Below are 23,342 nucleotides of genomic sequence, written 5' to 3' on the forward strand. Positions count from 1 at the left end.
CAAGGTTGCCAGCGGCCCCCGCCTTCGCGGGGGCGACGATATTGGAATTGTTAGTTCACATCCCCGCGTCCGCCCATGGCACGGATCATCGGCAGATAATCTTCGGCGGAGATCGACGTTTCGAACTGCACACCGGTCTTGCCGGCGAGCGACCAGACGACCTTCGCTGCGGTACGGCCGATGATCGGCATGCGAAAGACGACAAGGTCGCCGACCTCAAGCCCGGGCTCGAAGCGCATCAACAGGCCGTCGGCGCTGATGTTGACGCAGGTGCACATTTCCTGGCGCCCGTCGGGCAAGGCAAAGGGCAGGCGCGCATAGACATCGCTGCGCGGAGCAATCCGCTGGTCTAGCCCGACATAATGGGCCTTGCTGGTGTCGATTTTACGCATAGGTCCGGACCTTTGATGATTTGGCGAAAGGATCGGTTTCATTGCTGAAGAATCGGTAAACGCCTTCGGGCGATTTAGCGAGTCACCAGCCCATGTTTCTTCGCGCCCAGGCTGACCGGAACCGCCGTTTCGGCGGGCAGGATCAGGTGATGCGGATCACGGATCACCTCGCCATCGACCTTCACCGCGCCCTCGTCCAGCTTGCGCCGCGCTTCCTTGTTCGACGCCGCAAAGCCAAGCTCGCGCAGCGCGTTCAGGATGCCGATGCCCTCTGCCGGGGCCGCGACTTGCGGCAGGTCGCCGCCGATCTGGCCCTTTTCAAAGGTTTGTGCGGCGGTCTCCGAAGCGGTCCGCGCCGCCTCTTCGCCGCGGCACATGGCGGTCGCCGCGTCGGCGAGGATCTTCTTGGCCGTATTGATCTCGGCGCCCTCAAGCGCTTCCAGCCGCGCGATCTCGTCCAGCGGCAGGTCGGTGAACAATTTCAGGAAACGGCCGACGTCGCGGTCGTCGCAATTGCGCCAGAACTGCCAATAATCAAAATGGGACAGTTGTTCGGGATTAAGCCAGACAGCACCCGCGGCGGTCTTGCCCATTTTCGTGCCCGCAGCGGTAGTGAGCAGCGGAGTCGTCAGGCCGAACAGGGCGGTCCCGTCCATGCGGCGGCCAAGTTCCATCCCGTTGACGATATTGCCCCACTGGTCCGATCCGCCCATTTGCAGGCGGACGCCCATCGTCTGTGCCATATGGCGGAAATCATAGCCTTGCAGGATCATGTAGTTGAATTCGAGGAAGGTCATCGGCTGTTCGCGCTCAAGCCGCAGCTTGACCGAATCAAAGGTCATCATGCGGTTGATCGTGAAATGGGTGCCGACTTCCTGAAGCAACTGGATATAGCCGAGCTCGCCGAGCCAGTCGGCATTGTTGACCATGATCGCGTCGGTCGGGCCGTCGCCAAAGGTCAGGAACTGTTTGAAGATGCTGAAGATGGACTCGATATTCTGCCCGATCACTTCGTCGGTCAGCATCTTGCGGCTTTCGTCGCGCCCCGTCGGATCGCCGATCCGCGTCGTCCCGCCGCCCATCAGCACGACCGGCTTGTGCCCCGCCTGTTGCAGGCGGCGCAACATCATGATCTGGACGAGGCTGCCGACGTGCAGGCTGGGCGCGGTTGCGTCGAAACCGATATAGGCCGGGATGACCTGCGTCGCGGCAAGGGCATCGAGCCCTTCCGCGTCGGTCATCTGGTGGATATAGCCCCGGGTGTCGAGGGTGCGCAGCAGGTCGGATTTGTAACTGGTCATAACGGGCGGGCGCTTAGCATGGGGTTTGCGATTTGAATAGCATGCGGGAACAGCTGATCTGCCACCCCGACACTCCGGCACGGGCGGTCGCGGCGCTGTGGGCGGAGGTCGAATGGTCGTTCGACGATGGTTTCATCCTGCGCTTCATCGTCGATGGCGCGATCGATCAGCTGGTGCTGCCGCCCGGCGACGGGCAGCTGGTCATCGCCGACAGTCCGACCGAGGGACTGTGGCAGAGCAGTTGTTTCGAGGCCTTCCTGACCGATGGGGAGGAGCCCGATTATACCGAATTCAACTATGCCCCCGACGGCCGCTGGGCCTGTTACCAGTTCGATGATTATCGCTCGTTGTTGCGGTCCGACGATCTGATGCCATGGAGCATGACGGTCGATCGCAGTCCGTCGCAATTCATCCTGCAGGTCGAACCCGGCATCTTTCCCGATACCGGCACCCGAATGGCGCTGTCGGTGGTGATCGAGGAGCTTGATGGCACCAAAAGCTATTGGGCGCTCTGTCACCCGCCGGGAAAACCCGACTTCCATCATCCCGATTGCTTTACACTCTCGCTTGGGGCACCCGACGCCGCATGACTGTCCAATTCGGCATCGACCGCCTGCTCGCTGACCCCGCGCTTCTGAAGCCGCTGGAGGGGCAGCGCGTCGCGCTGCTCGCGCATCCGGCCTCGGTCACCGCCGACCTGACCCACAGTCTCGATGCGCTGGTTGCGGCGGGGGTGAATGTCACCGCGGTTTTCGGGCCGCAGCACGGCGTGCGCGGCGATCTTCAGGACAATATGATGGAGTCGCCCGACTTCACCGACCCGACCTATGACATGCCGGTGTTCAGCCTCTATGGCGAAGTGCGTCGCCCGACCGGCCAGTCGATGCACACGTTCGATGTGATCCTGATCGACCTTCAGGATCTGGGTTGCCGCATCTACACCTATGTCACGACCTTGCTCTATATGCTCGAGGCGGCGGCGCAGCATGGCAAGGCGGTGTGGGTTCTTGACCGACCAAACCCGGCGGGGCGCCCGGTAGAAGGCACATTGCTGCGCGCAGGCTGGGAAAGCTTCGTCGGCGCGGGTCCGATGGTCATGCGCCACGGGCTGACGATGGGCGAGATGGGCGCGTGGTTCATTCGCCATTTCAACCTGAACGTCGATTATCGCGTGATCGGGATGGCGGGATGGAACCCCGGTGCCGCGCCCGGTTACGGCTGGCCAACCGACCGTGCATGGGTGAACCCCAGCCCGAACGCCGCCAACGTCAATATGGCGCGCGCCTACGCCGGGACGGTGATGGTCGAGGGTGCGACCCTGAGCGAAGGGCGTGGCACGACCCGACCGCTTGAACTGTTCGGCGCCCCTGACATCGACGCGCGGGCCGTGATCGCCGAAATGCAACGGCTGGCGCCCGAATGGCTGGCGGGGTGCAAGCTGCGCGACATCTGGTTCGAGCCGACCTTCCACAAGCATGCCGGCAAGCTCAACAGCGGCGTCCATATCCATGCCGACGGGCCGTGGTACGACGATGCGGCATTCCGGCCGTGGCGCGTGCAGGCGCTGGGGTTCAAGGCGATCCGCTCGCTTTATTCCGACTATCCGATCTGGCGCGGCACCGACTTCAAATATGAATATACCGATGATGTGCTGGCGATCGACGTGATCAACGGCGGGCCGATCCTGCGCGAATGGGTCGACGATGCGGGCGCGACGCCGGGCGACCTCGATGCGCTAGCGCTGCCCGACGAGGCAGCATGGCAGGACGAGATTGCGGACTTGCTCATTTATTGACGAAGGGGACAGTGGTGCAGCGGAGGCAATTTATCGGGACGGCCGCCTTGGCCGGCTTCGCCGCGACTAGGTCCTCCCCTTTATTCGCGGCCGATACCGCGGACCTTCCCAATCTCGCCGCCAAGGCGGTCCCGATCGGCAAGGCGGAGCGCATGGCGCGGATCGCCAAGGCGAAAGAGCTGATGCGCGCGAACGACATCGGCGCGCTGCTGATTGAGCCCGGATCGAGCCTCATTTATTTCACCGGGGTCGAATGGTGGCGTAGCGAGCGTTTGACCGCCGCGGTGCTGACCCGCGAGGGCGAGGTGGCGATCGTCACACCCTTTTTTGAGGAACCGTCGGTACGCGAGAGCCTGGGTGTTCCGGCCGAGGTGCTGACGTGGAACGAGGATGAAAATCCGCTGGCGGCGGTTGCGGCATGGCTCGGCAAGCGGGGGCTGGCGAATGGCCGTATCGGGGTTGAGGAAACCGTCCGCTATTTCGCGGTCGATGGCCTCGAAAAGGCGATGCCGGACGCGACGGTCATCAACGGCGCCCCGGTCGTGCGCGGGTGCCGGATGCACAAGTCGCCCGCCGAAATCGCGCTCATGCAGATCGCCGCCGATATCACGCTCGCCGCCTATCGCCACACTGGGCCGCGGATCGAGGCCGGGATGAGCCCGGCGGATATCGGCGCGATCATGAAGGCCGCGACGACGGCGCTCGGCGGCAAGAGCGAGTTCGAGCTGATCCTGCTCGGCGAGGCGAGCGCTTATCCGCACGGGTCGGGCAAACCGCAGGTGGTGAACAGCGGCGAGGTCGTGCTGATGGACTGCGGCGCGACGGTGCACGGCTATCAATCCGACATCTCGCGGACCTTCGTTTACGGTAAAGCCTCGGCGCGCCAGCGGCAGGTGTGGGATCAGATGCGCAAGGGGCAGGATGTCGCCTTTGCGGCCGCGAAGCTGGGTACGCCGGCGGGCAAGGTCGATGATGCACTGCGCGGCTTTTATGAAAGTCTGGGGTGGGGGCCGGGCTATAAACTTCCCGGCACCTCGCACCGCACCGGCCACGGCATCGGGCTCGACGGGCATGAGCCGGTCAATCTGGTGCGCGGCGAGGCGACGAAGCTTGCGGCGGGCATGTGCTTCTCGAACGAGCCGGGCATCTATATCCCCGGCGAGTTCGGCATCAGGCTCGAGGATTGTTTCCATATGACCGACAGCGGGGCACGGTGGTTCAGCGAGCCGCCGCCTTCGATCGACCGGCCGTTCGGATGAAGGTGTTCCGCCTTGCTTTCCTGCTCGCGGCTTGCCTGTCCGCCACGACGGTTTCGGCGGCACCCGAGACATGTCGGCTTGGCGCCGATGATCAGGCGTGGATCGACGGGGCGCTGGCGAATTGGGACTATGCGACTGCGACGTTGCTGCGCTTGCCGCCTGCAGAGTTGCCGCAGATTGTTGCGGTCGATGCGCATTGTCAGGTCAATGCGCTGCCCGTTTCCGGCCAGCCGATCGTCTGGAATGGTCGGCTCCACGCCGGGGAAATGCAGCTCCCCGATGGTGGGAAAGCACCGGTGGGCGTGGTCGCTTTTGCCGGTCCCGATGGCAGGGGGCCGCGCGACGGCTTTTTCGTGATGAGCATGCCCTCGATATGGCGCGAGGCCGGGGTGGCGAGTGAGCTCGGGCTCGAAACGCTTATGGACGGGGTTCTGCTTCACGAGATGATGCACACGCGGCAATTTGCCTCGCTCAATCCCCACCTTGCCGCGCTGAGCCGCAAATATGGCCTGCCCGACGATATCAACGATGACTCATTGCAGCGCGCGTTCGAGGGCGATGCCGATTATGTCTAGGCTTTTCGCGCCGAGACCGAACTGCTCTATGCCGCCGCCGCTGCCCCCGACGATGCCGAGGCGCGGCGCTTGGCGCGCGAGGCGCTGGCGGCGATGCGTGCGCGGCATGCGCGATGGTTCACCGGCGCGAATGCCAAATGGGCGCCGCTGGATGATGTCTTCCTTCAGATGGAAGGGCTTGGCCAGTGGCTCATCTATAAATGGTATGTCGACGGGCCGCGCCGCACCTATGCCCCCGACGTGGCGGAACGCGCGGTGCGGAGGCGCAAGACGCAGTGGTCGCAGGATCAGGGGCTGGGGCTGATGCTGGTCGTCGACCGGCTGGTTCCCGACTGGCGCGCGCGGGCGTTCGCACCCAAGCCGGCGCTTGCCGAAGAGCTGCTGGCGCTCGCCGCGCGGTGATCGTCACTGCGCGGCGGAGTCGGGCGACGGGCCTCGCGGTCGTTGAACGAGGCTGACGAGCACGAACGAAATGATCATCAGCAGATACCAGCTACCTAGTTTTTCGAGCCCGACCATGTGCCAGCCGTCGTTCTGGCTGGGGTAAGTCCAGGCGCGGGCAAAGGTGCCGATATTTTCGGCGAACCAGATGAACAGCGCGACGAGGCCCCAACCCACAAGCAAAGGCATGCGGCGGTGGACGTGCAAGGGGCGGAACCACACCTGACAGCGCCAGAAGAGCAGGGCCGTCACGGCGAACAAAATCCAGCGGATATCGGGAAGCCAGTGGTGCGCGAAGAAATTGACATAGATGGCTGCGGCGAGGCCGTAGCTTGCCCATGCTGGCGGATATGCGGTGTAACGGAAGTCGAAGATGCGCCAGACGCGGGCGATATAGCTGCCGACCGCGGCATACATGAAGCCCGAGAAGAGCGGGACGGCGCCGATGTGGAGCAGGCTGGCTTCGGGATATTGCCACGATCCCGCGGCCGTCTTGAACAATTCCATCACCGTGCCGACGATGTGGAAAATCAGGATGACGAGCGCTTCCTTCGGCGTCTCGAGCCGGAAGGCAAGCATGCCGAGCTGTATCAGGACCGCCCCGATGGTGATCGCGTCATAGCGGTGGATCGGCGCATCGTCGGGCCAGAAAAGATGCGTGCCGAGCAATAGAGCGAGCATCAGCCCACCGAACAGGCACGCCCAGCCTTGCTTGAAGCCGAAGACGAGAAATTCGAGGAACCAGCCACGCGGCCCCGGCGTGACGGCCATCGTCTCCAGTCGCGATCGGACGGCATGGAAGCGGCTGTGGCCGCGCGTCGGATCAGACATAGACGGCGACATAGGCGATCAGCAGTGCGGCTGGCAGCAGCAGGAGTTGCGCGAGGATAGTGCCCGCAAGGCGGCTCAGCGAGATGAGCGTGATCGCGCGGCGGAAGTCGGCCTCATCGACTTTGCCCTCGACCGCGTCGTCGGTCATCACCGACAGCTGCGGGTCGATGAAGGCGAAGAGCAGGATGGTGGCGAAGCCGTTGATCAGCGCCGAAAGCTGCGACGCGGTGACGCGAAACTCGGGGGCGAGATAGCCGGCGTAGAGCGACGCGACCACCCCGACGGCGAGCAGCGATTGCGCGAGGCAATTGGCGATGAGGACGCCCCACCCGATCCCTTTCGGCATGCGCCAGCCGCGCAGATGGGCGAAGCTGGGAAAGCGGAGCGACTGGCGGAGCGTCCGCAGTCCGCTGGGGCTCGCCGCCTTGAGCGCGAGTTTCGTTGTCGAACGGTTGGTTTGATACCAGCCGATCGCCGCGGCGAACATGCGCTGTCCCGTGGGGACGAGCAGGATGCCGATCAGCGTCGCGACGCTCGCCGCGGCGAGTACGAACTGCATGTCGATAAACAGCGAGGCGCCGCTGCCGTCATGGATGCGCGTTTCGATCCGTTTGGCGAGAAAGGGGCCCAGAAAGCTGTTCGAGGTGCGCGAAAAGAGTACGAGAATGTTGAACAGCGCGAACGACATCGCGATCCGCCGCGTCCGCACTCCGGCGATCCGCGCGGCATAGGCAAGCGCGCCGATGAGGTTGATGAAGCCCGTGAGCAGCAGGATGATGATAAGGGGGAGGTCGATCATAGGACGCCTAACGCGACGGAATCCTGAATGATCCGTTCGTGTCGAGCGAAGTCGAGACACCCTGAACGAGGGCGCTCAAGATAGGCATCTCGACTTCGCTCGATGCGAACGGAATATCTGGATCAGCTTGAGGTCGTCATGGCTTAATGCGCGTGCGCGCCGCGTCAATGCTTTCGCGTCAGCTCGCGCATCGCGTCGTCCAGTCCGGCAAGGCTGAGCGGGTACATGCGGTCGTTCATCAGCTGTTTGATCAGCTTCACCGACTGGGTGTAGCCCCAATGCGCCTCGGGCACCGGATTGAGCCACACCGCGGCGGGGTAGACATGGGTGATCCGCCCGAGCCAGACCGCACCCGATTCCTCGTTGAAATGTTCGACGCTGCCGCCAGGATGGGTGATTTCATAGGCCGACATCGATGCGTCGCCGACTAAGATCACCTTATAATCATGGCCATATTTGTGGAGGATGTCCCACATCTGATGTCGCTCGGACCAGCGGCGCTTGTTGTCCTTCCACACGCCTTCATAGGGGCAGTTGTGGAAGTAGAAGAATTCGAGATTCTTGAATTCGGTCGTCGCCGCGCTGAACAATTCTTCGCAGAGCTTGATGAACGGGTCCATCGATCCGCCAACGTCCAGGAACAAGAGCAGCTTGACCGCATTGCGCCGTTCGGGGCGCATCTTGATATCGAGCCAGCCCTGCCGCGCGGTGCCGTCGATCGTGCCCGGAATGTCGAGTTCGTCCGCCGCGCCCTCACGCGCGAATTTGCGCAGACGGCGGAGCGCGATCTTGATGTTGCGGGTGCCGAGTTCCTTGGTGTTGTCGAGGTTCTGGAACTCGCGCTTTTCCCATACCTTGAGTGCGCGCTTGTGCTTGCTCTCGCCGCCGATCCGCACGCCTTCGGGATTATAGCCCGAATTGCCGAAGGGGCTGGTGCCGCCGGTGCCGATCCACTTGTTACCGCCCTGATGGCGTTTCTGCTGTTCTTCGAGCCGCTCTTTCAGCGTCTCCATAATCTTGTCCCAGTCGCCGAGCGACTTGATCGCCTCCATCTCCTCGGCCGACAGATATTTTTCGGCGACGGCCTTCAGCCATTCTTCGGGAATGTCGACGGGGTTCTGGCCATAATCTGTGAGCAGGCCCTTGAAGACCTTGTTGAACACCTGATCGAAGCGGTCGAGCAGGCCTTCGTCCTTCACGTAAATCGCGCGGCTGAGATAGTAGAATTGCTCGGGGCTGCGATCGATCACCTCGCGGTCGAGCGCTTCGAGGAGCATCAGATGCTCTTTCAGGCTGGCGGGAATCCCCGCGGCGCGCAGTTCGTCGAGAAAACCAAGAAGCATGGATCAGGATTATCCTTTCGCGGCCACGGGCGCAACTGCTTTACGTAAACGGAAAGCATGGCCCCGGATTGACGCCACGTTAACCAATGTCAGGCATAGCATCGCGATCAATTCAGACGTGGGTGGCGCAATGAAATATGATCCGATCAATCCGGTGGCGCCGATCCTCGATCAGTCGGTTGCAAGCGATTGCGGCGAACTGGCGGTGGGCTGCAGCGACGCGGCTGGGCGGATCAAGCTTGCGACCGACCAGATGGGTCGCCAGCTCGGCGAGCTTGGCCGGCTCGAGGACTATGTGATGGGCCTTGAGGCCGATCAGCGCCAGATCGCCGATTCGACCGACGAAGCAAAATTGCTGTCGGCGCGGGCATGCGAACAGCTCGATGCCGGCGCCGATCGCGTCAATGCTGCGGTCGCTGAATTCCGTTCCGTCATCGATCTCGTCGCGCGGCTGGGTAAGCATGTCACCAACTTCGCGTCGGTGATGGAGCAGGTTCAGCAGGTCAGCCAGTCGATCGAACAGATCGCCAAGACCACGAACATGCTCGCACTAAATGCCGCGATCGAGGCCGAGCGCGCCGGTGATGCCGGCCGCACCTTTGCGGTCGTTGCGGCCGAGGTGAAGAAGCTTGCGCAGAATACCCGCGGCGCAACCGACGAGATCCGCCGCAGCATCGGCAGCCTCGCCGCCGAAGCGAGCGGGCTGGTCACCGAAATCCAGTCGGGGGTCGAACAGTCGAGCCGCGCGGAGGCGCAGTTCGAAACGATCACCGACGCGTTGCACGATGCGACGCATCTCGTCGCACTGCTTGACGATCAGAGCGACCGCATCGCGCAGTCGAGCGCGATGGTGCATGCCAATGGCGCGAAGGTGCGCGAAGCTCTCGACCGGGTGGTTGATTCGGTGCGCGACAATGGCGCGACGCTGGAGGGTACGCGCGATTCGATCCTCTCGATGGAGCATGTGTCGAACCGCATGTTCAATGCGGTGATCTCGGCGGGAGTCAGTCCGCAGGATTCGGCGATCGTCGATCTGGCGGCGCGCGTGCGCGACGAGTTTGTCGCGCTGGCCGAGCGCGCGCTCGACAGGGGGCAGCTGACGATGGAGCAGCTGTTCGATACCGATTATGTCCGCGTTCCGGGATCGAACCCCGAACGTTTCCGTACTACGCTCTGCGACTGGGCAGATGCGAACTGGCGGCCGTTGTTCGATCGCATCGTCGCCGAACATCCTGAAATTAAAATGTCCTCGGCGGGCGATATGAACGGGTTCCTGCCGACGCATATCTCGGAATGTTCGCGTGTCCCGACCGGCGAGATCGAGCATGACACTGCGCACTGCCGCAATGGCCGCATTCTCTATGACGAGACCGATGCAGCGGCGAAGCGCAGCACGGCGCCTTTTTTCATGACGGTCTATCGTCAGGAAGGCGATGGCATCCATTATGTGACGGTGCGCAACGTCTACACGCCGGCGGTGATCAATGGCCGGCGGTGGGGCGACGTCGAGGTCGCGTATCAGCTATAGGGCAACGTAAAGCCGCATTCACGCTGAGCTTGTCGAAGCGCCCTTCGACAAGCTCAGCGTGAATGGATTTCCGGATTGAGTCTGGGCGCTCAGCTGCCCTGACGCCGCGCCATGAAAGCGAGCTTTTCGAACAGCATCACGTCCTGCTCATTTTTGAGCAGCGCGCCGTGGAGCGGCGGGATTGCCTTGCCGACGTCGCGGTTCTGGAGAACTTCGAGCGGCATGTCCTCGTTGAGCAGCAGTTTGAGCCAATCGATCAGTTCGCTGGTTGACGGCTTTTTCTTGAGCCCGGGGACGTCGCGAACTTCATAGAAAATATCCATTGCGCGGCTGACCAGCGTCTTCTGGATGCCGGGGAAGTGGACCTCGACGATGTCGGCCATCGTGTCGCGGTCGGGGAATTTGATGTAATGGAAGAAGCAGCGGCGCAGGAAGGCGTCGGGCAGTTCCTTTTCGTTGTTCGAGGTGATGACGACGATCGGGCGCTCCTTTGCGCTCACCGTTTCGTCGGTTTCGTAAACATGGAAGGCCATGCGATCGAGTTCCTGAAGCAGATCGTTCGGGAATTCGATGTCGGCCTTGTCGATCTCGTCGATCAGCAGGACGGGGAGCTTGGGCGCGGTGAACGCCTCCCACAGCTTGCCCTTGCGGATATAGTTGCGGATGTCGTGGACGCGCTCTTCGCCGAGCTGGCCATCGCGCAGACGCGCGACCGCGTCATATTCATAGAGACCCTGCTGCGCCTTGGTGGTCGATTTGATGTTCCAGGTGATGAGTGGCGCGTCGAACGCCTTGGAAATTTCCTCGGCCAGCACGGTCTTGCCGGTGCCGGGTTCACCCTTCACGAGCAGCGGGCGGCGCAGCATCGTCGCGGCGTTGACCGCGACCTTCAGATCGTCGGTTGCGATATAGGCGCTGGTTCCCTCGAAACGCATGGCGGCTCGGCCTTTCCCTTAACGTGAACGTCAACTGGGATTTGCATAGCGAGGGCGGGAGGAGGGTGCAAGCGAGTCTCCCCCTCTTACCCGGGGGAGGGGGATTTTACGAAATCGCCCGGCTTGCGGCGCGTGCGGCCATGAGGTCCCACAGGCCGCTATGCTGGGCGATCAGCTGTTGCGCGCCGAATGTCATCGCGCGTTCGACCGCCGCGCTGTCGGCAATGGTGCCCGCGAGGCGCGCAGTATCGCGTAGATCGGGGAGCTTGCAGGTCGGCACCGCCATGTCGAGCCGCTGGGCGCTGATGTCGAGAAGGACGCGGATCGTGCGCCAGTCGAGCGTCAGGGCGATTGCGGCGCCGATGGCGCAGCCGTGGCGATCCGATTCGGCGAGCATGTCAAGCGCGCGCCGCTGCGCCACAACGGCGGCCTCGCATTGCGCCTGACCCTGGGTGCTCGGCACCGGGCCGACTGCTGAGGCTATTTTGGACAGAAAAGCGCGTTCCTCGGCAAAAGCTTCTGCGGCTTCTTCGAGCCACGGTCGCGAGGCGGGATCGACCGCCTTGCGCGCGGCACTGTCGATCACACCCGGATGGCGGCCGTGGAGCAGGCAGAGGAAATGGACGGCGTCGGCGAGATTGCGCATCGCGTCCGCGCCATTCGACAGGGCGCCTGAACGGACGTGGGGATGCGCGCCGGTGCCGTTGCTGGCGACCAGCGCATCGAGCATTTCCGCTGCGGCGCGCGTCTGCGGTCGGGGCTGGATCGACTGGCTCAATTCTTCATCCTCGCCTGCGGTGCGGGAGATGTGCCCGCGCCGGTGAATTCAGCGATCGGTCATAGAGCAACGTCGTAAACGACGGGTTTATACGGGGCGGAGGAATCGACGAACCGTTGTTTCAGCGCGGGACGATAACGCAAAACGGCCGGCAAGCCCGTGAGCTTGCCGGCCGTTTGATGGCATCAGCGGACATTATGGGGAGAGGGGTGGGCCGGGGGAGAGCCCGGCTCACTCCTTTCCCGTTCAAGCCGCGAGTGCGAACTCCTCGGCCGGTTGCGCGGCAGGTTCGGCCGCCGCCGGGACGGAGGGGACGGCCACCGGGGCGGGGAAGAGCAGGCGCGATGCCAGCACGATGGCGCCGAGGCCGAAATAGGCGGCGAAGGTCTGCGCCGGAAAGAAGAAGAGCGGTGCAATCAGCGCGAGGCGGAGCCACAGCGGGTTGAAACCGAAATCCTGGCCCACGGCCTCGCAAATGCCAAAGAAGGTATCGCGGCGGCGGAAGAGGTTGGTGGTGTCATTATCCATTGTCTCGTCTTTCCCTTTGGCTGCGGACATGTGCCCGTGCTGATGCGGCATGCATCGCAAAGGCCGTGCCAATTTCTGCAGTCCCCAATTTCCCGGGCTTTTTTGGGTCAGTCGATCGCCACCGCCTGCCCCGGGCTGTGGATCGTTTCCCATCATGTGGGATTGATTGCCATTTGATGGGTGGCGCCTGAACCGGTGATGAAGCGCCGCCTTCGTCTGACGAGCCGCTATCTGGTGAGAATATATGAAGATTTAAAGATGGCCGTGCAAAATATTGTGCAGTGCAGCATTTCGGCAACAGTTTGCGGTTGCGCGCAAAACAAAACACCCCGCCGGTGAGGGCAGGGTGTTTGATATCCGGAAAGGTCCGAAAGCTTACTGGTCGAGGAAGCTGCGCATCTTGCGGCTGCGCGACGGGTGCTTCAGCTTGCGGAGCGCCTTCGCCTCGATCTGGCGAATACGTTCGCGGGTCACGCTGAACTGCTGGCCCACCTCTTCAAGGGTGTGGTCGGTGTTCATCCCGATGCCGAAGCGCATGCGCAGCACGCGCTCTTCGCGCGGGGTCAGCGACGCGAGGACGCGGGTGACCGTTTCCTTGAGGTTCGACTGCACGGCGGCATCGACCGGGATAACCGCATTCTTGTCCTCGATGAAATCGCCGAGGTGGCTGTCTTCCTCGTCGCCGATCGGCGTCTCGAGGCTGATCGGCTCCTTGGCGATCTTCATCACCTTGCGGACCTTTTCGAGCGGCATCGACAGACGCTCGGCCATTTCCTCCGGCGTCGGCTCGCGGCCGCTTTCGTGGAGGAACTGCCGGCTGCAGCGGACCAGCTTGTTGATCGTCTCGATCATGTGCACCGGAATACGGATGGTGCGCGCCTGATCGGCGATCGAGCGGGTGATCGCCTGACGGATCCACCAGGTCGCATAGGTCGAGAATTTATAGCCACGGCGATATTCGAACTTATCGACCGCCTTCATCAGGCCGATATTGCCTTCCTGAATGAGGTCGAGGAACTGCAGGCCGCGGTTGGTGTATTTCTTGGCGATCGAGATCACGAGACGCAGGTTCGCCTCGACCATTTCCTTCTTGGCGATACGTGCTTCGCGCTCGCCCTTCTGGACCATGTTCACGACCCGGCGGAATTCGGTCAGGCTCATGCCCGCAGCTTGCGCGATTTCCGAAATCTCGACGCGGATGCGGTCGACGGCGGCGGCTTCATTCTCGGCGAAGGCGGCCCATTTCTTGTCGATCGTCTTGACGCTGTCGATCCAGTTTTCTTCAAGCTCGCGCCCGACATAATTGTCGAGGAACGACTTGCGCGGCACCTTGTGGCGCTCAGCCAGGCGCAGCATCTGGCCGCCGAGCGCGGTCAGGCGGCGGTTGTAGCTGTAGAGCTGATCGACCAGATATTCGATCTTGGTGCCGTGGAACTGCACGCTCTCGACCTGCGCGGTGAGTTCCTCGCGCAGCTTGTGATACTTCTTTTCCGACGCGGCGGGGAATTCCTCGCCCGACGACAGCGCTTCGAGGCGCGTGTCCTGAAGTTTCGAAAACGCCTTGAAGCTCTTGGTGATGGCGGCGAATTTCTCGAGCGCGTCGGGCTTGAGCAACTCTTCCATCGCCGCGAGGCTCAGGGTGTTGTCTTCTTCTTCCTCTTCGAAATTCTCGCGCTTCTTTGCGCCTTCGCCGTCTTCGTCGTCGCTATCGGCTTCGGGTTCGTCCTCGACTTCATCCTCGTCCTTGAACGAGACGCCGGCGGTCTTTTCGCTGATCTCGCCATTATCTTCTTCGGCGGCCTCGAGGCTTTCGGGCGCCGGATCCTTGACGAGCATCGCTTCGAGATCGACGATCTCGCGCAGCTGCATCTCGCCATTGTTCAGCGCGTTCGACCAATCGATGATCGCGTTGAAGGTCAGGGGGCTTTCGCACAGACCAAGGATCATCGTGTCGCGGCCGGCCTCGATGCGCTTTGCGATCGCGATTTCGCCTTCGCGGCTGAGCAGTTCGACCGCGCCCATTTCGCGCAGGTACATGCGCACGGGGTCGTCGGTGCGGTCGACGACTTCCTTTTTCTTTTCGATCGCGGGGTTCGACACCGAACCCGTGCCGGCGCTGACATCGACTTCGTCGTCGGTTTCGGCGTCGGCCTCTTCCTGCACATCCTCGTCGCTTTCGACGATGTTGATGCCCATGTCGGAGATCGCCGACATGATGTCTTCGATCTGCTCGGACGACATCTGGTCCTGCGGCAGCGCTTCGTTCAGCTCGTCATAGGTCAGGTAGCCGCGCTTCTTGCCGCGCGCGATCAGCTTTTTGACGTCGGCTTCGTTGAGGTCGATCAGCGGTGCGTCGGCATCGACATCGACGTCGGTATCGGCTTCTTGCTTGCTTGCCATTCGTAAAATTCCTGCCTCGGGGCGTAGAGTGGGTCAGCTCTGGCTGCTGTCGGACAGCGCGGCCAGGCGGCGGGTCAAATCCTCGTCCATCGCGCGCAGTTTTTGCTGTCGCGCCAGGCCTTCGTCATCCATCGTGCGCTGAAAGTCCGCGGTGGCTTCGGCCAGCCGGGCGCGGATTTCGGGCTGGGTGACCAGCACGCCGATATATTCATCCAGATCGCGAAGCGCCGTTTCCCGCGCCGCCACGACCTCGTCACTGCTTTCCAGCCTGCGATTGAACGAGAAGTGCATTCCGTCGGCTCTGAGCAATGTCATCGCCCTATTATACACTTTCATTGGCTCCAATATGGCAAGCAACCCCTCGCAATCAAGCCCTTCCTGACGCATTGCGATGTCAAGCATTATGCCCAGCAGTTCGGCGTCGCTGGAATCGGGCACCGGCAATCGCGTCAGTACCTCTTCATTGCGGCGTAACGCCTCGGGAAAGCGCAACAATCCGCCGAGCAGGGCCGCCGCATAGGGCGCCGCAATTCCTTCTTGCCCGATGGTACGCGTTTCGTCGGCGGGAGGTTGCAGGCGCGGGTCGGGGCCAAAGCGGCGATTGCCGCCGCCCCCGCGCGGCGGGTTCGGTGTCCACGGCTGGCGCTGGGTGCGCTCGGGCTGTTTGCGCGCAAACAAGGCGTCGATTCGTTCGCGAAATGCCTCGCGATAATGGTGGCGCACATCGGCATCCTCGATCGCGTCGGCGTGACCGAGCAGCCGGGTCTTGAGTGCGGCGCGTTCCTCGGGCGTGGCAAGCGGTCCTGCCGCGACCTCATGCGCCCACAGGCGTTCGACGAGCGGCTGCGACTCTTCGAGCAGCATGGTGAAGCCATCGGCGCCGTGCGTGCGGACGATATCGTCGGGGTCCTGTCCCGGGGGCAGGGTGGCAAAGGCGAGGCTGAAACCGGGGCGGAGCAGGGGCAGTGCACGCATCGCGGCGCGCATCGCCGCCTTCTGTCCCGCCGCGTCGCCGTCGAAGCAGAGGACGGGCACCGGCACCATCCGCCAGATCAGCCCGAGCTGCGCCTCGGTCAGCGCGGTGCCGAGCGGCGCGACCGCGTCGGCGATCCCCGCCTCGGCGAGCGCGATGACGTCCATATAGCCCTCGACGACGATGATCCGGTTCGTCTGCCGCGATGCGGGCGAAGCCTTGTCGAGATTATAGAGAACGCGGCCTTTGTCGAACAAAGGCGTGTCCGGCGAGTTCAGATATTTGGGCTCACCGTCGCCGAGGATGCGTCCCCCGAACGCGATAACGCGCCCGCGCGCGTCGCGGATCGGGATCATCAGGCGGCCGCGAAAGCGGTCGTAGGGTTCCTTGTTCTCGACCGCGATCAGCATGCCGGACTCGACGAGCATGGCGGTCGGGAATTTCTTGAGCGCTTCCTTCAGCGCGCTGCGGCTGTCGGGGGCGAGGCCGAAGCCGAAAGCCTTGCGTGTCGTATCGGAAATTCCGCGCTTCGTGAGATATTCGCGTGCGGGGGCGCCGTTGCTGCTGCCGAGTTGCTGGGTGAACCAGTCGGCCGCACCCTGAACGACATCGCGGAGGCTCGCCGCCTCCTCGGCCTTTTTTGCGGCGCGCGGATCGGCGGCGGGAACTTCCATCCCGGCTTCCCCGGCGAGCTCCTTCACCGCATCCATGAACGACAGCCCGCGCTGGTCGGTCATCCAGCGGATCGCATCGCCATGCGCCGAGCAGCCGAAGCAGTGGTAGAAGCCCTTCTCGTCGTTGATCGTGAAGCTGGGCGTCTTTTCGTTATGGAAGGGGCAGCAGGCCTTATACTCGCGGCCGGCGCGGGTGACCTTCACCGTGCGGCCGATTAGGGTCGATAGGGTGACGCGCGAGCGCAGTTCGTCCAGCCATTGCGGGGTGAGGGTCATGCTTGTGCCATGCCCACCCCCGCCCCCTCCCGCAAGCGGGAGGGGAGAAGAAATCCGTGCGGTGTCACTTGTCCCCCTCCCGCTTGCGGGAGGGGCTAGGGGTGGGCAGATGGGCAAGCGCCTTGGCGATCTCGCTCACAACGCCTTCGATATTCTCCATGGCATCGCTGTTGGTAAAGCGCAGGTGGCGATAGCCGTTTTGGGCAAGCCAATGATCGCGTTGATTGTCATGGGCCTGACGCATATCGTGCGAATATCCATCAAGTTCGACGACCAGATGCGCTTCACGGCAAAGGAAGTCGGCGAAATAGCGGCCGACCGGCATCTGGCGGCTGAATTTCCATCCGGCCAGCTTGCGTCCGCTAAGATATTTCCAGAGATTGCGTTCGGCCGGCGTCGCCTCGTTTCGCAACTCTTTTGCGCGCTGCGTGTGACGAGGTTGAAACTGTCCGGGCATGGCGTGTCCGATATGCCCACCCCCAACCCCTCCCGCAAGCGGGAGGGGCTAGGGGAGGGCGTGTTTCAGCTCAAAGCCGCCTTCACCCAGCCGCTCGCCTTGCTCATGTCCAGCTCGGACCCGTGGCGGTCCTTCACGGCGGCCATGACCTTGCCCATATCCTTGAGGCTCGTCGCGCCGAGTTCGGTCGCGATCGCCTTGATCGCCGTCTGCGCTTCGTCGTCGCTAAGCTGAGCGGGCAGGAAATCTTCGATCACTGCGACTTCGCCCGCCTCGATATCGGCGAGTTCCTGGCGGCCGCCCTGTTCGTACATGGCGATCGATTCGCGGCGCTGCTTCACCATTTTCTGAAGCACGTCGGTGACCAGCACATCGTCGTCGGCCGGCGCGGTGCCGGTGCGCAGTTCGATGTCCTTGTCCTTGATCTTGGCCAGCATCAGCCGGATGGTGCCGAGCCGCGCCTTGTCGCCCGCTTTCATGGCGGCAACCTGCGCAGCCTTGATGTCGTCACGAATCATGCGTGTTCCCATATGCTGCAAATTTCGGAAAGGCCCTCTCTAGCGACAAGTTTCCCAATCCGATAGCTTGTGAATCATTTTTTTGACGCCTACTTGGTCGGCCGTTTAGCCCCCCGACCGGAGCATTTTTGAATGGCACCAGCCAACCCCTCTGCCGCGCCCGCTGGAGCGACCGGCGTCCTCGTCCTTGCCGACGGCACTGTCCTGTGGGGGCAGGGCTATGGCGCCGCTGGCGCCCGCGTCGGCGAGATTTGTTTCAACACGTCTATGACCGGCTATCAGGAAATCCTGACCGACCCGAGCTATGCCGGGCAGATCGTCACCTTCACCTTTCCGCACATCGGCAATGTCGGTGCGAATCCCGAGGATATGGAGCGCGGTGTGCATGGCGCACTGGGTGCCATCACGCGCGAGCTGCCGACGCAGCCCAGCAATTTTCGCAGCACCCAGACCTTGCCCGAATGGATGGCCGAGCAGGGGGTGATCGGGCTTGCCGGCATCGACACCCGCGCGCTGACCCGCCGTATCCGCGATGCGGGCGCGCCCAATGGCGTCATCGCGCACAGCCCCGACGGCAAGTTCGACGTGGACGAACTGCTCGCGATGGCGCGTGGCTGGGCGGGCCTTGAGGGTATGGACCTTGCGAAAGCGGTCAGCCGCACCGACACCGGCGACTGGACCGGCGGCGCGTGGACGCTGGGGCACGGCTATGCGACCGAAGAGGACGGTGAGCGGCCGCATGTCGTCGCGATCGATTATGGCGCGAAGGACAATATCTTCCGCAACCTCGTCGCAGCCGGCGCGCGCGTGACGGTGGTTCCGGCGACCGTGACCCTCGATGAGGTGCTGAGCCATCAGCCCGCGGGCGTATTCCTGTCGAACGGCCCCGGCGATCCTGCGGCGACGGGCGCTTATGCTGTGCCGGTGATCCAGGGGCTGCTGGAACGCGACGTGCCGATCTTCGGCATCTGCCTTGGCCATCAGATGCTCGGCATCGCGGCGGGCGCCAAGACGGTGAAGATGCATCAGGGCCACCGCGGCGCGAACCATCCGGTGCAGCGCGCCGAAGATGGCGTCGTCGAGATCACCAGTATGAACCACGGCTTCGCGGTCGACGCCTCGACGTTGCCCGTTGGCGTGGTCGAAACGCACAAGAGCCTGTTCGACGGATCGAACTGCGGCATCGCGATCACCGGCAAGAACGCGTTCAGCGTGCAATATCACCCGGAGGCGAGCCCGGGGCCGCAGGATAGTTTTTACCTGTTCGAAAAATTCGTTGGGGGCATTTCGGGGAGGGAATGATTATGAAAAGGAAGATTGCATTCGGCTTATTGGCGTCGGCGATCGCCTTTGCTTCGCCGGCGGCCGCGCAGGAACGGCTCAAGAGCTTCGTGCCCGATAACGCCACGGCCCTGACGACATCGTTTAACTGCAAGCAGGTCTATCTGACCAATGTCTGGTTCCGAAACTACAGCGACCCCGATGTGCTGCAAGTGGCCAAGCCGGCCGCGGAGGCCTATGGTTATCCGGGAGCGTTGATGAAGGGCGATGGTGAAACCAATGCCTTTTATCTCCGTGCGGTCGATATACGCGACATGTCGGGATTATTGCGGTTCATCAAGCAACTCAAGAATACGAACGGCATGCGGATCGGATATATCCCGCTGGAAAATCGATACTCCACGATTGATGAGCAGATTGACGCGATGGACGATTCTCCTCCGGAAGATTTCGTCGAGCTGGGCGGCAAATGCTAGACCGTCCTGCAACGGCCGGTCTGACGTAATGAGTTGGCCATGGTTGAGGTGATCGCCCGCGCCGGTCCGGCAATCCTGCCTGCGCTGATGCTCGCGGGGTGCGTAGCAAGCCCGATAGATTCCGAAGCGGAAAAGCTGAAGGCGGGGCTAGTGCGTGTGGAAACACAGTGCGGAGCAAAGCTGGGTACTTTGAAAATCGACGGCGATAATCTGGTCGCCGTGGTTCCCGAACCGGATGCAAAATACGAAACGTTAGACTGCGTGTTTCGAGAGCTGAAGATGCCTGAATTCGCGGATCACATCAAACTCGGCTTCGTCGTAAACGAGATGCACCCAAGAGAAGATCAGAAATAATGCCCAAAAGAACTGACATCAAATCCATCCTCGTCATCGGCGCCGGCCCGATCGTTATCGGTCAGGCGTGCGAGTTCGACTATTCGGGAACGCAGGCGATCAAGGCGTTGAAGGAGGAGGGCTATCGCATCGTCCTTGTCAACTCCAACCCCGCGACGATCATGACCGATCCCGAGCTGGCCGACGCGACCTATGTCGAGCCGATCACGCCCGAGATTGTGGCGAAGATCATCGCGAAGGAAACCGCCGCGCACCCGGGCGGCTGGGCCGTGCTGCCGACGATGGGCGGGCAGACCGCGCTCAACACCGCGCTCGCGCTGTGGGAAGACGGCACGCTGACCAGATATGGCGTAGAGATGATCGGCGCCGATGCGGAAGCGATCGACAAGGCCGAGGACCGGATCAAGTTCCGCGACGCGATGGACAAGATCGGCCTCGAAAGCGCGCGCAGCGGCATCGCGCACACGCTCGATGAGGCGTTTGCGGTGCTCGAACGCACCGGGCTTCCCTCGATCATCCGTCCCAGCTTCACCATGGGCGGCACCGGCGGCGGCATCGCGTATAACCGCGAGGAGTTCGAGCATATCGTCCGCGGCGGCCTGATCGCCTCGCCGACCACCGAAGTCCTGATCGAGGAATCGCTCCTCGGCTGGAAAGAATATGAGATGGAGGTCGTGCGCGACCGCAAGGACAATTGCATCATCATCTGTTCGATCGAAAATGTCGATCCGATGGGCGTGCATACCGGCGACAGCATCACCGTCGCCCCCGCGCTGACGCTGACCGACAAGGAATATCAGATCATGCGCAACGCGAGCATCGCGGTGCTGCGCGAGATCGGGGTCGAAACCGGCGGATCGAACGTCCAGTTCGCGGTCAATCCCGCCGACGGCCGCCTGATCGTGATCGAAATGAACCCGCGCGTGTCGCGCTCGTCGGCGCTTGCGTCGAAGGCGACGGGCTTCCCGATCGCCAAGGTCGCGGCGAAGCTGGCGGTGGGTTACACGCTCGACGAGATCATGAACGACATCACCGGGGTGACCCCGGCGTCCTTCGAACCGACGATTGACTACGTCGTCACCAAAATCCCGCGCTTTGCCTTTGAAAAATTCAAGGGCGCCGAGGCGACGCTGTCGACCGCGATGAAGTCGGTCGGCGAAGTGATGGCGATCGGCCGCACGATCCATGAATCGATGCAAAAGGCGCTGCGCGGGCTGGAGACGGGGCTGTCGGGCTTCAACTTCGTCGATCGCCTCGTCGGCGCGAGCCATGATCAGATCAAGAGCGAACTGGCGCAGCGCACCCCTGACCGGTTGCTCAACGCCGCGCAGGCGATCCGCGAAGGCGTGTCGCTGGCGGAGATCAACCGCATTGCGGGTTACGACATGTGGTTCCTCGAGCGGATCGCAGAGATTGTCGCGGCCGAGAACGAGGTCATGGAAAATGGCTTGCCGCGCGATGCGGCAGGGTTGCGCAAGCTCAAGTCGATGGGCTTTTCGGACAAAAGGCTTGCCTATCTGGCGCTGCAGTCGGCGAATTTGCGCCCCGGGGCGAAGTCGGCGGCCGCGCGCGGCAGCGGGCTGATCCACGAAGCGGTGAAGGCGATGACCGGCGGCGTGACCGAGGCCGAGGTGCGCGCGCTGCGCCACAAGCTGGGCGTGCGTCCCGTGTTCAAGACGATCGACACCTGCGCCGCTGAATTTGCGGCGAAGACGCCCTATCTCTATTCGACCTATGAAGCCCCGACCTTCGGCGAACCCGAGTGCGAGGCGAACCCGTCGGAGTGCAAGAAGGTTGTCATTCTGGGCGGCGGTCCGAACCGGATCGGGCAGGGGATCGAGTTCGACTATTGCTGCTGCCACGCGTGCTTCGCGCTCGAGGAAGCCGGGTTCGAGACGATCATGATCAACTGCAACCCCGAAACGGTGTCGACTGACTATGATACGTCGGACCGGCTCTATTTCGAGCCGCTGACCGCCGAGGATGTGCTGGAAATCCTGCACGTCGAGCAGTCGAAGGGCACGCTGGCCGGTGTGATCGTCCAGTTTGGCGGGCAGACCCCGCTCAAGCTGGCGCAGGCTCTTGAAGAGGCGGGCATCCCGATCCTCGGCACCTCGCCTGACGCGATCGACCTCGCCGAAGATCGGGAGCGTTTCGCTGCGCTGGTCAACAAGCTTGGCCTCAAGCAGCCCGAAAACGGTATCGCGCGTAGCCGCGAGGAAGCGATCGCGGTTGCGACACGCATCGGTTATCCGGTGCTGACGCGTCCCTCCTATGTACTGGGCGGCCGTGCGATGGAGATCGTCGACGATCAGGCGCAGCTCGAAAATTATATCGAGACCGCAGTGCAGGTGTCGGGAGACTCGCCGGTGCTGATCGACCGCTATTTGCGCGATGCGATCGAGGTCGATGTCGACGCTTTGTGCGACGGGACCGATGTGGTCGTCGCGGGCGTCCTCCAGCATATCGAGGAAGCGGGGGTCCATTCGGGCGACAGCGCCTGCTCGATCCCGCCGTACAGCCTGTCGGCCGACATCATCGCCGAAATCGAGCGTCAGACCGAAGCCCTCGCTCGCGCGCTGGGTGTGCTGGGGCTGATGAACATCCAGTTCGCGGTCAAGGGCGACGAAGTCTATCTGATCGAGGTCAATCCGCGCGCCAGCCGTACCGTGCCCTTCGTCGCGAAAGCGGTCGGTTCGCCGATCGCCAAGATCGCAGCGCGAGTGATGGCGGGCGAGAAGCTGGCCGACCTGCCGAAGATCAACCGCGACATCCAGCATGTCGCGGTGAAGGAAGCGGTCTTCCCCTTCGCGCGCTTCCCCGGAACCGATCCGGTCCTCAGCCCCGAAATGAAATCCACCGGCGAAGTCATGGGAATCGATAGCGATTTCAATCTGGCCTTTGCCAAGGCACAGCTCGGCGCGGGCGATCGCCTGCCGACCGACGGCCGCGTATTCGTATCGGTCAAGGACAGCGACAAGCCGCGCATCGTCGATGCCGTGCGCAAGCTGACCGGCTGGGGGTGGCAGGTCGTCGCGACCGGAGGCACCGCCGACTATCTGACCGAACAGGGCATCGCGATCGAGCGGGTGAACAAGGTAGCCGAAGGGCGGCCGCATATCGTCGACCGGATCAAGGATGGCGATGTCCAGCTGATCTTCAACACCACCGAGGGTTGGCAGAGCCTGCAGGACTCGCAATCGATCCGCGCTTCGGCGCTGGCGGCGGATATTGCCTATTATACCACCGCAGCGGGCAGCGACGCCGCGACCCACGCGATCGGGGCGTTGCGCGCACGCTCTCTTGAAGTGAAGCCGCTTCAGGACTATTATTGAATATACCGCTCCACCCCCCGACATTGACGGACACAGCGGCATAGCCGCCCGGCGAAACTTCGCTGGCGGCGAATTATTGACGAAGGACAACAG

The 23,342-nt window shown here is 62.7% G+C and carries 22 protein-coding genes; 10 read left to right on the forward strand and 12 right to left on the reverse strand.

The window, feature by feature from the left end; translation table 11 throughout:
* Positions 1-50 precede the first annotated feature (50 nt).
* Together ACSYDV_RS11180 and tyrS are read right to left on the reverse strand one after the other, a co-directional pair.
* Entirely contained in the window at positions 51-392 is a 342-nt protein-coding gene (locus ACSYDV_RS11180) for a PilZ domain-containing protein (RefSeq protein ID WP_438323891.1), read from the reverse strand.
* A 74-nt stretch (positions 393-466) separates the two neighbouring features.
* Complete coding sequence (tyrS, locus tag ACSYDV_RS11185) at positions 467-1,693, reverse strand: tyrosine--tRNA ligase (RefSeq protein ID WP_438323892.1); 1,227 nt, start codon at positions 1,691-1,693, stop codon at positions 467-469.
* Between the two features lie 41 nt (positions 1,694-1,734).
* Between tyrS and ACSYDV_RS11190 the strand changes: the two genes are divergently transcribed.
* The 5 genes from ACSYDV_RS11190 to ACSYDV_RS11210 all read left to right on the forward strand — a co-directional run bounded on the left by ACSYDV_RS11190 (position 1,735) and on the right by ACSYDV_RS11210 (position 5,724).
* Entirely contained in the window at positions 1,735-2,283 is a 549-nt protein-coding gene (locus ACSYDV_RS11190) for a DOMON-like domain-containing protein (RefSeq protein ID WP_438324284.1), read from the forward strand.
* Complete coding sequence (locus ACSYDV_RS11195; RefSeq protein WP_438323893.1) at positions 2,280-3,488, forward strand: exo-beta-N-acetylmuramidase NamZ family protein; 1,209 nt, start codon at positions 2,280-2,282, stop codon at positions 3,486-3,488. The genes ACSYDV_RS11190 and ACSYDV_RS11195 overlap by 4 nt, the downstream gene beginning before the upstream one ends.
* Positions 3,452-4,747 carry a M24 family metallopeptidase gene (locus ACSYDV_RS11200; protein ID WP_438323894.1) on the forward strand — a complete coding sequence of 432 codons (1,296 nt, stop codon included), beginning with the start codon at positions 3,452-3,454 and terminating at the stop codon, positions 4,745-4,747. Before ACSYDV_RS11195 ends, ACSYDV_RS11200 begins: the two co-directional genes overlap by 37 nt.
* Complete coding sequence (locus ACSYDV_RS11205) at positions 4,744-5,322, forward strand: hypothetical protein (RefSeq protein WP_438323895.1); 579 nt, start codon at positions 4,744-4,746, stop codon at positions 5,320-5,322. The genes ACSYDV_RS11200 and ACSYDV_RS11205 overlap by 4 nt, the downstream gene beginning before the upstream one ends.
* 69 nt (positions 5,323-5,391) lie before the next feature.
* Complete coding sequence (locus tag ACSYDV_RS11210) at positions 5,392-5,724, forward strand: hypothetical protein (RefSeq protein ID WP_438323896.1); 333 nt, start codon at positions 5,392-5,394, stop codon at positions 5,722-5,724.
* 3 nt (positions 5,725-5,727) lie between these two features.
* On the opposite strand, the gene ACSYDV_RS11215 is transcribed toward ACSYDV_RS11210, so the two are convergent.
* The 3 genes from ACSYDV_RS11215 to ACSYDV_RS11225 all read right to left on the reverse strand — a co-directional run bounded on the left by ACSYDV_RS11215 (position 5,728) and on the right by ACSYDV_RS11225 (position 8,736).
* Positions 5,728-6,594 carry a DUF817 domain-containing protein gene (locus tag ACSYDV_RS11215; protein ID WP_438323897.1) on the reverse strand — a complete coding sequence of 289 codons (867 nt, stop codon included), beginning with the start codon at positions 6,592-6,594 and terminating at the stop codon, positions 5,728-5,730.
* On the reverse strand, positions 6,587-7,393 hold the full coding sequence (locus ACSYDV_RS11220; protein ID WP_438323898.1) for a lipid II flippase Amj family protein: 807 nt from the start codon (positions 7,391-7,393) through the stop codon (positions 6,587-6,589). Before ACSYDV_RS11220 ends, ACSYDV_RS11215 begins: the two co-directional genes overlap by 8 nt.
* A gap of 164 nt (positions 7,394-7,557) precedes the next feature.
* The gene (locus ACSYDV_RS11225) at positions 7,558-8,736 is read right to left on the reverse strand and encodes a vWA domain-containing protein (RefSeq protein ID WP_438323899.1); all 1,179 of its coding nucleotides are present in this window, start codon (positions 8,734-8,736) and stop codon (positions 7,558-7,560) included.
* 130 nt (positions 8,737-8,866) lie between these two features.
* On the opposite strand from ACSYDV_RS11225, the gene ACSYDV_RS11230 reads away from it, so the two are divergent.
* Positions 8,867-10,264 carry a methyl-accepting chemotaxis protein gene (locus tag ACSYDV_RS11230; protein WP_438323900.1) on the forward strand — a complete coding sequence of 466 codons (1,398 nt, stop codon included), beginning with the start codon at positions 8,867-8,869 and terminating at the stop codon, positions 10,262-10,264.
* A gap of 89 nt (positions 10,265-10,353) precedes the next feature.
* Here ACSYDV_RS11230 and ACSYDV_RS11235 read toward each other — a convergent pair whose 3' ends face one another.
* From ACSYDV_RS11235 to ACSYDV_RS11265, 7 genes are all read right to left on the reverse strand, one after another.
* Complete coding sequence (locus tag ACSYDV_RS11235; protein ID WP_438323901.1) at positions 10,354-11,199, reverse strand: AAA family ATPase; 846 nt, start codon at positions 11,197-11,199, stop codon at positions 10,354-10,356.
* A gap of 106 nt (positions 11,200-11,305) precedes the next feature.
* Positions 11,306-11,977: a DUF6975 family protein gene (locus ACSYDV_RS11240; RefSeq protein ID WP_438323902.1), complete on the reverse strand. Its 672-nt coding sequence runs from the start codon at positions 11,975-11,977 to the stop codon at positions 11,306-11,308.
* Positions 11,978-12,223: 246 nt separating this feature from the next.
* Positions 12,224-12,505, reverse strand: coding sequence for a PspC domain-containing protein (locus tag ACSYDV_RS11245; protein ID WP_438323903.1), 282 nt, complete (start codon positions 12,503-12,505; stop codon positions 12,224-12,226).
* Positions 12,506-12,880: 375 nt separating this feature from the next.
* Positions 12,881-14,905, reverse strand: coding sequence for an RNA polymerase sigma factor RpoD (rpoD, locus tag ACSYDV_RS11250; protein ID WP_438323904.1), 2,025 nt, complete (start codon positions 14,903-14,905; stop codon positions 12,881-12,883).
* A gap of 33 nt (positions 14,906-14,938) precedes the next feature.
* Positions 14,939-16,828, reverse strand: a complete 1,890-nt coding sequence (dnaG, locus tag ACSYDV_RS11255; protein WP_438323905.1) for a DNA primase — start codon at positions 16,826-16,828, stop codon at positions 14,939-14,941.
* A gap of 64 nt (positions 16,829-16,892) precedes the next feature.
* Positions 16,893-17,285, reverse strand: a complete 393-nt coding sequence (locus ACSYDV_RS11260; RefSeq protein WP_438323906.1) for an endonuclease domain-containing protein — start codon at positions 17,283-17,285, stop codon at positions 16,893-16,895.
* Between the two features lie 65 nt (positions 17,286-17,350).
* Positions 17,351-17,803 carry a GatB/YqeY domain-containing protein gene (locus ACSYDV_RS11265; RefSeq protein WP_438323907.1) on the reverse strand — a complete coding sequence of 151 codons (453 nt, stop codon included), beginning with the start codon at positions 17,801-17,803 and terminating at the stop codon, positions 17,351-17,353.
* Between the two features lie 132 nt (positions 17,804-17,935).
* On the opposite strand from ACSYDV_RS11265, the gene carA reads away from it, so the two are divergent.
* The 4 genes from carA to carB are packed head-to-tail and all read left to right on the forward strand — an operon-like array spanning position 17,936 to position 23,249.
* Positions 17,936-19,105, forward strand: a complete 1,170-nt coding sequence (gene carA / locus ACSYDV_RS11270) for a glutamine-hydrolyzing carbamoyl-phosphate synthase small subunit (RefSeq protein ID WP_438323908.1) — start codon at positions 17,936-17,938, stop codon at positions 19,103-19,105.
* Positions 19,106-19,107: 2 nt separating this feature from the next.
* Entirely contained in the window at positions 19,108-19,560 is a 453-nt protein-coding gene (locus ACSYDV_RS11275) for a hypothetical protein (RefSeq protein WP_438323909.1), read from the forward strand.
* A gap of 39 nt (positions 19,561-19,599) precedes the next feature.
* Positions 19,600-19,914, forward strand: coding sequence for a hypothetical protein (locus ACSYDV_RS11280; RefSeq protein WP_438323910.1), 315 nt, complete (start codon positions 19,600-19,602; stop codon positions 19,912-19,914).
* The gene (gene carB / locus ACSYDV_RS11285) at positions 19,914-23,249 is read left to right on the forward strand and encodes a carbamoyl-phosphate synthase large subunit (RefSeq protein ID WP_438323911.1); all 3,336 of its coding nucleotides are present in this window, start codon (positions 19,914-19,916) and stop codon (positions 23,247-23,249) included. The genes ACSYDV_RS11280 and carB overlap by 1 nt, the downstream gene beginning before the upstream one ends.
* Positions 23,250-23,342 lie beyond the last annotated feature (93 nt).

This window comes from Sphingopyxis selenitireducens, assembly GCF_051550705.1.
Classification (GTDB): domain Bacteria; phylum Pseudomonadota; class Alphaproteobacteria; order Sphingomonadales; family Sphingomonadaceae; genus Sphingopyxis.